This window comes from Hyphomonas sp., assembly GCF_046313735.1.
Lineage (GTDB): Bacteria > Pseudomonadota > Alphaproteobacteria > Caulobacterales > Hyphomonadaceae > Hyphomonas.
In genome coordinates this window covers 1-2548 of record NZ_JBKBXW010000097.1, presented here as the reverse complement: position 1 = coordinate 2548, position 2548 = coordinate 1, and the positions used below count along the sequence as shown (strand labels likewise).

The window sequence follows — 2548 nt, the reverse complement described above, 5'->3', positions numbered from 1 at the left end:
CTCTGGAGCTCGATGATCGCCGCTGAATGGCTGTCGCGCGCATCCTGGGTGTCGTCCACTTCATAGTGGCGGTATTCATGCTCCTCGGCCTTGATCGCTTCGCGCATCTGGTCGGGATGGATTTCGGCCGGAGTCTGATCCTGGATGTAATTGCGCACCGCGGCAGCGGTCGCCGACATCCAGGTCGTCAGTCCACGGCGCACTTCCTCGGCGCGCTCGGCGATCAGCTGTTCGCGTTCGCTCCACTGGTCCTGCGTCATCGCTTCGCTCACGGGAAGGCCATCGGTTGCATCGCGCCGCGCTTCCTTGCGCGTCAGTGACCGGCTGAGGCCCAGCTCGCCCTTGGCGCGCTTGCCTTTCAATCCGTGGGAAGACAAATCGCCCTTCGCAGTGAACGGTTTGATTGTCTTCTCAAATCCTGCATCCGCGCCCCAGCGCACAGATTTCTTCATCATCAACATCCTCTCGCTTACGCAAGTCCCTGATAGTCAGCCCATGAAGGAGGTTCCGCCCGCATGCTTAACAAGGTTCTAAGCGAAGCGCGCCCTCGCCAAAACGTAATGTTTGTTAACGGAGCAAGATGACAGGCCGGAAAGGATCGTCAGTCTTCGGAATTTCAAGGTGTTGTGCGCGGCGCCCGCGCAATGTGTTGCGCTGGCGCCACAAACCGAAGCTGTAAGTTTCAGGTAAGCCTTGCGGCAAAACTCCGGCGCTCAGGCGCTGACCTTCTGGCGGATGAGGTTCAGGAGCTCCATGCCGGACTGGTAGACCGCCATGATGTCGCCGCTGGAAAGATAGGCGGTGGGAATGCCAAGCCGAGCCGCTTCACGCTCGAACCCGCTCCGCCAGCTTTCCGTCGTCTCTTCGCCGGAGATGGCAATCGCCGGCAGATCCCGGAACAATCCATCGGTCAGGAAGGGGTCGCCCAGCAGGGATGGGCCCATCTCCAGCTGATAGGTTTCCGGGGTGATATTGCTCGACACCTCCCAGGCCTCGGCCATCTCGCGCGGATGGGCTTTGACATAGGCGACATCGCCGGGGCTTTTCTGGAAACAGGTCTGGTAGAACCAGTTGGCGCCGAATTGCCGCCCGGCCTGGCGGATGGCGCTGAGCGAGACGCGCGCGCCCGAACGGCTTTCGATCGTCTGGGCCAGCAGCCGGCCGAACCAGGCGGGGCGGAATTCGCCCATGACATCGCGGTTGAACACGCAATTGGCGAAGACTGAATAGGTGATGCGGCGGGACTTGAGGGCGAGACGCGCGGCGACGGGATTGGCCGAGCCGGTCGAGATCAGGATGACATTCTCGAGGTCTGCCTCTTCGAGGAAGGCCTCCAGCAGGCGGGCCTGTTCATCGAGGTCGGATACGGGGGCTGAGGCGCCAAAGCCCGGCCGGCGGATGCAGTATATGCCGAAGCCTTCATTGGCCGCATCAATGCAGAAGCCCCAGGGCGGCGCGGCGGGATATTCAACTGATGTAAGAAACACCACGGGCCGCAGTTCGTCCGAGCCGAACTGCATGTATTCGAGGTCCTTGCCGTCCGGGCCGACCGAAGCTGTCTGCCAGTATCGCAGGATGCGCTTCTTGTCACCGATCTGGTCGAGCCTGTTCGCCTGCGGTTTCGCCGGCAAAGACATTGGTTCCCCCTCGGCTCGCCTGGTGACTTTTTTGGATACCGGTTTAACCATTCAGGGGTGCAAATGGACGAGTCTGCGATATGGCGCAAGCACAACAGCAACAAAATTGACGGGTTTTACCCATAAGCTGAAAATTGGCGCAGAAGTGGTAAGTATTTCTGCTTAGACGCACTCGCATAGCGATACTGGATCATTAAGTGGCACCCGCAATATAAGTATCTCACGGATAGTATTCTAACCAGCATAAGTATTTCTATTCGAGGCGCCGACACCACCTCCGGGTGTTCCCGCAGAATATTGTCGCGCTTCTATGAGCGTCCGCAAAGTCGCTCGCCCTGCCATGGACGCGCCGCGCCGGGCGATCAGATCACATAGGCCGGGTCGGTGATCGCCCGGAAAGCCGGTTTCGGCTGGCGGGCAGGATCGAACAGGAGCGGATAATTGGGGCGCGTAACGGGAAAGCTGTTGAGCCAGGACTGGCCGTCCTGGAGGCCCCAAACTGTCACCGAGGTGACACTCGGGCGTTGGACGAAGCCGTCAAACAGGCCGCGATAGATCCGCGCCTGCGCGGCCAGCACGCTCGCAGGCACATTGCTGATCTGCGCGCCATAGCCGGCCGCGCAATTGACGCCGGTATCGAAGCAGGTGCCGGGGTCGGCATAGATCGATACGTCGATTTCGGTGGCGTGGTTCTCCAGCCCCGCGCCGAGCGCATCGACGGCGTCGATGGCGGCGAGAGAGTCGGCCGGGTTGGCATTGACCTGCAGGTGGAACTGGTGGCCGACGCCGTCCAGCGGCACGCCGCGGGCGATCATGCCGGAGATGATCTCGAGGAACCGCCCGCGCTTGGCCGGTAGCTCTGTGTTGTAATCATTGATGAAAAGCTTGCAGGCGGGGTCCGCCGCGCGGGC

3 protein-coding genes are annotated in these 2548 nt (G+C 61.0%); all 3 read right to left on the bottom strand.

What is annotated here, in order from left to right:
• Window positions 1–455, bottom strand: a 455-nt coding sequence (locus tag ACK4SV_RS16710) for a hypothetical protein (protein ID WP_409918978.1), incomplete at its 3' end; no start/stop codon positions are given.
• A 258-nt stretch (window positions 456–713) separates the two neighbouring features.
• The gene (locus tag ACK4SV_RS16705; RefSeq protein ID WP_409918977.1) at window positions 714–1637 is read right to left on the bottom strand and encodes an alpha/beta fold hydrolase; all 924 of its coding nucleotides are present in this window, start codon (window positions 1635–1637) and stop codon (window positions 714–716) included.
• A 362-nt stretch (window positions 1638–1999) separates the two neighbouring features.
• Window positions 2000–2548: endo-1,4-beta-xylanase (locus tag ACK4SV_RS16700; protein ID WP_409918976.1), on the bottom strand; the 549-nt coding region annotated here is incomplete at its 5' end.